The organism is Bartonella sp. MR100HLJHH, assembly GCF_042194215.1.
Lineage (GTDB): Bacteria > Pseudomonadota > Alphaproteobacteria > Rhizobiales > Rhizobiaceae > Bartonella > Bartonella grahamii.
Window position 1 is genome coordinate 1 of the sequence record NZ_JBHIMR010000027.1, and the last position, 7,042, is coordinate 7,042.

Annotated in this window: 7 protein-coding genes and 1 pseudogene; 3 read left to right on the forward strand and 5 right to left on the reverse strand. The window is 36.4% G+C overall.

Annotation, left to right across the window (positions count from 1 at the left end; genetic code table 11):
* The first annotated feature begins 196 nt into the window (after nt 1-196).
* Nucleotides 197-484 carry a hypothetical protein gene (locus ACFIJ7_RS08640; RefSeq protein ID WP_375645083.1) on the forward strand — a complete coding sequence of 96 codons (288 nt, stop codon included), beginning with the start codon at nt 197-199 and terminating at the stop codon, nt 482-484.
* Between the two features lie 1,008 nt (nt 485-1,492).
* Here ACFIJ7_RS08640 and ACFIJ7_RS08645 read toward each other — a convergent pair.
* The 3 genes from ACFIJ7_RS08645 to ACFIJ7_RS08655 form a co-directional block, all read right to left on the reverse strand.
* Nucleotides 1,493-1,759: an ABC transporter transmembrane domain-containing protein gene (locus ACFIJ7_RS08645; RefSeq protein WP_375645086.1), complete on the reverse strand. Its 267-nt coding sequence runs from the start codon at nt 1,757-1,759 to the stop codon at nt 1,493-1,495.
* Nucleotides 1,760-2,017: 258 nt separating this feature from the next.
* A complete protein-coding gene (locus tag ACFIJ7_RS08650) occupies nt 2,018-2,218 on the reverse strand; it encodes an AlpA family transcriptional regulator (protein ID WP_015856172.1) in 201 nt (66 codons plus the stop codon).
* A gap of 210 nt (nt 2,219-2,428) precedes the next feature.
* Entirely contained in the window at nt 2,429-3,595 is a 1,167-nt protein-coding gene (locus ACFIJ7_RS08655; protein ID WP_375645084.1) for a tyrosine-type recombinase/integrase, read from the reverse strand.
* A gap of 172 nt (nt 3,596-3,767) precedes the next feature.
* Between ACFIJ7_RS08655 and ACFIJ7_RS08660 the strand changes: the two are divergent.
* A pseudogene (locus ACFIJ7_RS08660) lies at nt 3,768-4,172 on the forward strand (hypothetical protein); the annotation flags it as partial.
* A gap of 1 nt (nt 4,173) precedes the next feature.
* Complete coding sequence (locus ACFIJ7_RS08665; protein ID WP_375645085.1) at nt 4,174-5,607, forward strand: hypothetical protein; 1,434 nt, start codon at nt 4,174-4,176, stop codon at nt 5,605-5,607.
* A gap of 146 nt (nt 5,608-5,753) precedes the next feature.
* Here the strand turns inward: ACFIJ7_RS08665 and ACFIJ7_RS08670 are convergent, their stop codons facing one another.
* Both ACFIJ7_RS08670 and ACFIJ7_RS08675 read right to left on the reverse strand, forming a co-directional pair.
* Complete coding sequence (locus tag ACFIJ7_RS08670) at nt 5,754-6,077, reverse strand: helix-turn-helix domain-containing protein (RefSeq protein WP_015856199.1); 324 nt, start codon at nt 6,075-6,077, stop codon at nt 5,754-5,756.
* 1 nt (nt 6,078) lies between these two features.
* Nucleotides 6,079-6,429: a type II toxin-antitoxin system RelE/ParE family toxin gene (locus ACFIJ7_RS08675; protein WP_041581387.1), complete on the reverse strand. Its 351-nt coding sequence runs from the start codon at nt 6,427-6,429 to the stop codon at nt 6,079-6,081.
* Nucleotides 6,430-7,042 lie beyond the last annotated feature (613 nt).

The following is a 7,042-nucleotide window of genomic DNA, read 5'->3' on the forward strand; positions in this document are numbered from 1 at the left end:
TATTGTAAATAGTATTATATTTATACAAAATATACATTTTTTATAAATATAATATAAACATAATGTATTTATTATTTATACAGTATTTTTATTATTATTTTTACAAATTATGTTTGACTTATTATAAAATGAACAGTAACAGAGTTACCACTGTATCGTTGTGATGCAGTTTTTTAATAATATAAGGAGACTAAAAATGGGTAGTTCAAGCTCATCACATGATTCACACAGAAATTCACATTCACACAGCAGTTCACATTCATCAAGTTGGTTTCATTATGAAACATGTAGTCCTACTGATTATGCTGTTACAATTATTGGAGGGGCTGCAGCTGGAGCAGTTGCAAACGCAGCAGGCAATGCGTTGAAAGGTGTTATATTAGGACCACAAGGTGTGGGGGCGTCCGCTTTGGCAGGAGCAATAAGTGGCTTAGGTTCGGGGGCAGTTGGAGCCGGTATAGGTAAATGGGTACAATGCCACTAAAAAATTAAAGAGCGCTGGTATTTGTTTTTAGAAAATAACCAGTAAATTATTCCTGAAGTTAATTTCATTACAGACATATATTTATAGATATATATAAAATAAACTTCAGGAATATAAAATTTTGAGCTGGATTTTATAATGGTAGATTTTTCTAATAGTATTACAACTTCATTAATATCAACAATTATATTTGGATTTTTATGTATTATTCCTTATATATTCAAATCCCGTAATTGGAAAAAAAATGCAAAGGGGGAATTATTTAAAATAGCTATGTTCTTTATGTTATATTCTCTTATTGATTATTTACGTAGATATATTGGTTTATACTAGATCCATATAAATTTATTTTTTACGCAGTTTTTTCTTAAAAATACGAATTGTATCAACTTCTCCAATACGCTAACAACTACTCCATTTGCTGAGTGCATATTGATTTCACTCTGATAGTTATGATGTGGGGCATTATGCTTAGATGTAGTCGCAAATGATCTTAAAGGCGCAGTAGTAGTGGGATTCACGGGTCTAATTAAAAGACCAAAAGGCGCTGCCGTTGGAGCATTAGGAGGTGTAGTATGCGAAGGTTATACAATCTTAGTTCATAAAATAGATGATTGCTATCATCGGTAAAGTGAAAGAATACTGATTCTAATTTAGTAGAAAATAGATAGCAATATATTCCTGAAATCAGTAATATTGTAATCATAATTAAAAAGTTATGGAAAAAATTGATTTCAGGGATATCATAATATTTATGACAATCATATTTTAGGGAGCATCTTCATTATGGAGATTATTTATAAAACTGCAAAATTATTTCTTCCAGAATTTATAGGTTTTTTTGTGGGTTTTTTTGCATGTACCTTGTTACTTAGATTTAAAAGCTATAGTTGGGAAGCATCTATAAAGAAATCACTATTAATAATGATTTTAGTCGTTATATTATCTTGTGCTATTGATTATATTATTAATTATATTGATTTATAAAAGTGCAAAAGTATAAAATTGTTATCCATATTCATTATATTTTTCTCTCTTTCCAATACGTGAAAACAGTTCTCCCACTTGCCAAGTGCGTAAAGTGGGCAAAGAGAGACTTAAAAGATGGGTGTAAATGCGCCGTCCAAATTCTAGCGTAAGCCGATTGGCTAAATAAGCTCCTAAGTAGCCAGATAGAGTGCTAAGAGCCGTGCTAAACAGCATGATAGAAACCATCAAGACAACGATAGCATAGAGACTTTCAATACGCTGAAAAGGGAGAATACGGTCGATAATCGCTTAAAAAATAAAAGGATTCACCAAGCCAAGTAAGCGCAAAACGACAGCAACGCAACTGATCATGAGCAGGGCAACGGGCTGTTCCATAACGCCCATGCTATCTCCCCTGGCACAGCACGTGTAATGCCCTGCGCATTCTTAAAAGAACACATCATTTTAAATCCTATAACGTTGCGTCATAGGACGGATTGTGCTATCTCTAGGTTGATGAGCTTGAGAAAGCCTTGTCCATCCTTATGTGACAAGGTTTTCTTTTTATGCCGCGTCGTTATAACGTTGCTGTTTTGCTTGCTCGATGACATTCAAAAGATCTGATTGTAACCAACGCGATAAAAAACCAAATTTTAAAGGTTTTGGGAGAGAGCCATTGGTTACATGACGGCGGAAAGTTGAGACACTCATATGAAGCAATTTTGCACTTTCACGGTCTGTCAAAAGAATATCATTTTCTGTCATAATAATTTCCTTTCAAAAGTAAAAAAATGGTAACAAATCATAACCATTTATTAACCACATTTTTGTTCATTTTTGAAGGTATTTTATTTATAGAAAACAATATTTTATCATATAATTTCTGATGTGATAATTTATGAATCTTATTGAGAAAGAATGAGAGAAAAGAGAGCTAAAGTTATCCACAGATCATGGGGTTATTCACCCCATATCTTAAGATTGACCCGTGACATAAGCCGCCCATTTATCCATATAGATCCGGCGTTGTTCTAGATAATCAGTCCGACGATAGGCACGCTCTACTTTACCTCCTACTGTATGACTTAGAATGGTTTCAGCGACTTCATAAGGGGCATTGGTTGTTTCAGCGAGCCAATCACGTAAACTAGAACGAAATCCATGGGGGCATGCCTCAATTTTATTGTCTCTCATATATTGAGCCATACAATTTGCAGCGAGGGGGCCCCGACCGGTTGCAGAAAAGAAGAAATCATTGCGAGAAAGCAAGCGCGCTTGTTTTAAGATTTCTAATGCTTCTGATGATAGAGGCACGCGAAACTCTTCTGTAGTATCACGTCGACCTTTCATATTTTCAGCAGGGATTGTCCAGATATCGCCATCAACTTGGTCTTTATGAATATGACACAAAGGGTTGGTACGAACGCCTGTCAGAATAAGCAAACGCAAAGCCAGTTGTGTTAAGGTTGATGCTTCGCAAAGTGTTTTATAAAAGGCAGGGACATCTCTCCAATCCATAGCTGGAAAATTTTGCGTTTTATGGCGTTGTTTACCTAAGAGAGCGCGTGCTTTTTCTGTTGCTTGTAAATCAACATCCAATCCTAAGGCTGCCGCATGTTTGAGACAAATATTAAGGCGGGTAAGAGCTTTATCAGCTGTTGCTGCTTTTGTATGCCAAATGGGAGCAAGTGTATTGCGTATCTCTGTTTGTGTAATCTCTGAAACGGGGAGGCAACCTAATTTGGGGAGAATATGGAGTTTTAAGGGTAAAAACCAACGCCCATCTTTACCATCTCCTTTTAGTTCAGCTTTACGGCTTTCAAAAGCATCCAACGCGATATCTTTTAAATAATGGAGATTACTTATTGCCTCACGCTTTTGTTTATTGCGTTCTTTAATGGGGTCACGCCCTTCACGAAGAACAGAACGCCATCCAGTTGCCAATTCACGGGCTTGTTTTAAAGAGACATCTCTCAAGGCACCCAAGCCCATTTCACGGCGCCGCCCATGAATGGTAAAACGGTAAATCCATTGAGCACCTCCATCTTTACGCTTATGAAGTAACAAGCCGGCACCATCATTATATTTGCCAGCTCCCAATGTTGCGACAGCCCTTGCATTAAGACGGTTCATAAGAGCCATTTTTAGTCCTTTCTTATACAAATTTTATCCACACACTCATCCCACTTGTTATGTACAAATGAGTGGTTTTAGTTGATTCAAGATAAACAGATTTGAAATGAGAGAATCTTACGTTATTCGGGATTCTAATTCAATATGAATAACGCTATATTATCATTATAAATCAATGTGTTATCTGAGTTCTGATCAACATCATAAGTTTGCCTTGGAATGTAAGGACCATGTTTCTTTAGAGCCTTTGTTATCATCAGAGCAGCAAGGAACGCCGGTTTGTTACAGTTATTTTGATAGGAAATTACATCTTTATCCCACGCCGGATAGAGCCTATCAGATTCAACTCATTCTCTCTCCATTGCGTTTATCAGAGATAGAGAGTGTCGATGAGGAGCATCCATGGTTTGTGCACGCGTTTGATTTGATTAAGGCGCGTGCAAAATACGAACTTTACAAGAATATCCTTAAAGACCCCGATTGTGCAACGGCAGCTTACAATGACTTTAACGAACAGTTGAATGAATTGCGTGCAGAGACGTCTCAACGTCATAACGTGACCAGAATAATACCAACGGATTTTTAGCATGGTTTATTTTCCTATAGCCGATTACAGACCGGATGTTGCGGTTGTCAACGGCAGTTTTACGGATAGCCTTGTGAATGTTTTACCGGCAGATGGCGGTTACATACCCATGCCTAGTGCAATGGTTGTTTCTAATCCTTTGGAAGAAAAGCCATTGGGTTCAATCGCCTTTAGAAGCGGTAATGGTGTTAAGATAATCGTAGGAGGAAAGCAAAAGCTTTACAGTTATGATAGTCAAACGAAAGGTTGGAAAGACATAAGCCAAAGTGGTGTGACCTATCATGCGCATGAGGATAATCAATGGTCGTTCGCTTTGTTTGGTCAAAGAATTATTGCGGTGAATAAAAATGATAAACCACAAGTTTTTAATACCCATAGTTCTGAACGATTTGAAGATTTAGGAGGCAATCCGCCGAAAGCAGGCTTGGTGAAGGTTTGGGGACCTTTTGTTTGTTTGATGCAATTGACAGATCACCCCAATCGCATTCATTGGTCTGGTTTGGAAGATGCAACCCATTGGACAGTTAAACAGAAAGATTGCGATTTTCAAGATTTTCCGGATGGAGAATATGTTCAAGGGGCAACAGAATCCACCAATCCCCTCATTTTTATGCGTTCTGCTATTTATGCAGGAACCTTTGTTGCGGGTTCTAAGATTGTATTTACGTTTCAAAAGATACAAGACAAGCGAGGAGCCCGCAGTGCAGCCTCTATAGCATGTCGAGGGAGTGATGCTTTTTTTGCAGGTGATGGTGGTTTTTATCAGATGAGTTTGGATGGTCAACTTTTACCGATAGGTTTTGAAAAGGTTGATAGAACGGTTTTTAAAACATTTGATAAGTTTGCTCTTGATGAGATGCAAGGAGTTATAGACCCCATTGATAACCGGATTTATTGGTCCTTAAAAAGAGGCAATAACGAACAAACCACCTTTGTTTATGATTGGGGCTTGCAGAAATGGTCGACGCTACAGGGAAAGATTTTCACGTTGTTTCCAGTGTTTACAACAGGTTATACTTTAGAACAGTTAGATGAGATTTCGCTCAATCTTGAGGCATTGCCTGCTTCTTTAGACAGCCCCCGTTGGCAAAGTGGCGCTCCAATGCTTGGTGCTTTTGATGAAAACAATCGGCTTGTTATGTTTACAGGAGCCCCGATGGAGGCAACGGTTGTTTCACAAGAGATGGGGGCGCCTGATGGAAGTTTTAACTTTATCACGAAAATGTTTGCCGAAGTTGATACAACACAAGGTCTTTTAAGCATAGGGGAACGTCGTCTTCGCAATAATCAGACGCCGATCACATGGCATAAGGAGAGGGTGTGTTCGTATGTCACGGGCGCTTATCATGGGCGTTCACGCAATCGTTATCACCGGTTTAAATTGCGCATTCCTAAGAATGAACCTTGGACGATGATAATAACGCATTATATATAAAAATACAATAAAGTCAATGGTTTGAGTAAAATTATTTTATAAGAATCCACTTAAGAATCCACACTTTTATGCATGATTCATTTGACCATTTTTTATATAAGATTGCCATGTATGAATAGACTATAAAAAGCAAATCATAAAGAAGTTTAAGAAGAAAAAACAACTTCAAAATGTCCTTCAAGCGTTTTAACTTCTTTCGGATTAACAATAATCTTGATATCGTTTCCCAATTTTGCCAAACACTCAAGCATTTTCATTTCACTAATTCCTCGAAATTCTCCACTTAAGAGTTTAGACAATTTGGGTTGAGTCATTTTCAAAAGTTGACTAGCCTGTTTTTGTGTTAAGTTCTTTTCTTTAAGAATTTGACTAATCTTATGAGCAAGTTGCGCTTTGATAAGCATCTCTCTGGAATCTGAAAAGCCAAGATCCGCATAAACATTGGAACTACCGTGAAAAACATTGATCATTTTAATTCCCTTCTAATTGTTCTGCTAACTTGAGACGTTCTTTGATCAGATTAATGTCTGGTTTTGGTGTTGCAATGCCACGGGTCGATTTTTTCTGAAAACAATGCAACACATAAAGAGATTTTTTATATTGTATCGTATAAACAGCGCGATAAGTTCCTTGAATATCGCGTTCAATAATTTCTAGAACATTTGCAGATCCAAACCCCTTGAGAACCTTAACATTTTCTCCTCTATCTCCTATCTGAGCAAGATAAAGAGCATAACCAATCCTTTGTTGAATAAGATCAGGAAGACTTTTTATATCTTTGAGTGAAGAACCAAGCCATATGATACGTTTTATTTTACTCATGATTATTAATATACCCATATGGGTATATTTCAAGTGGTTATTTTAATTTTGTGATTTTTTTATAACTATTATTAATAAAATTGACTTGATAAAAATGGTAACAAAAAACCATAATTGTTTATTTGTTTTATGAAAAGCTGCTTTTAAAAACCAATGCTCGTAAATGTAAAAAGAACGTTTTTTACAGATATTTATTGAATATGCATGTTTTTTTGATTGGATTGTTAAAGCTACCGAGCGTTTATAGGCTCTCTTATTCAAATGAGTGATTAAAGATCATATGCATCATTTACGTTCCTTTTGATAAGTTTTCATATCTCTAATAGAGCGCTTGCAATATGATACGTTTTGTATATATGCACTGATTACTCCATGTGGATGATTCATTTTAATCATTAGAATAGACATTTGAAAGCCGCGTCATATCATTTGGCACGGCTTTTTTTTATTTTATTCTCTCTTTTATGATATGTTTATAGCAATGCATTTTATATGCGTTTATAACCATAAAGAAGGCACGCCCCCCCATGTTTCTTTTTATTCTGTTTTATCAGTTATATTGACAACATTATCCCTTTCATACACCTCACAATTTTTTGGAACCAACCTTACT

Excerpts from the sequence above, each read along its gene's own strand:
- ACFIJ7_RS08675 (WP_041581387.1), bottom strand. The coding sequence starts at position 6,429 with ATGAGTAAAATAAAACGTATCATATGGCTTGGTTCTTCACTCAAAGAT.
- ACFIJ7_RS08670 (WP_015856199.1), bottom strand. The coding sequence starts at position 6,077 with ATGATCAATGTTTTTCACGGTAGTTCCAATGTTTATGCGGATCTTGGC.
- ACFIJ7_RS08640 (WP_375645083.1), top strand. The coding sequence starts at position 197 with ATGGGTAGTTCAAGCTCATCACATGATTCACACAGAAATTCACATTCA.
- ACFIJ7_RS08665 (WP_375645085.1), top strand. The coding sequence starts at position 4,174 with ATGGTTTATTTTCCTATAGCCGATTACAGACCGGATGTTGCGGTTGTC.
- ACFIJ7_RS08650 (WP_015856172.1), bottom strand. The coding sequence starts at position 2,218 with ATGACAGAAAATGATATTCTTTTGACAGACCGTGAAAGTGCAAAATTG.
- ACFIJ7_RS08655 (WP_375645084.1), bottom strand. The coding sequence starts at position 3,595 with ATGGCTCTTATGAACCGTCTTAATGCAAGGGCTGTCGCAACATTGGGA.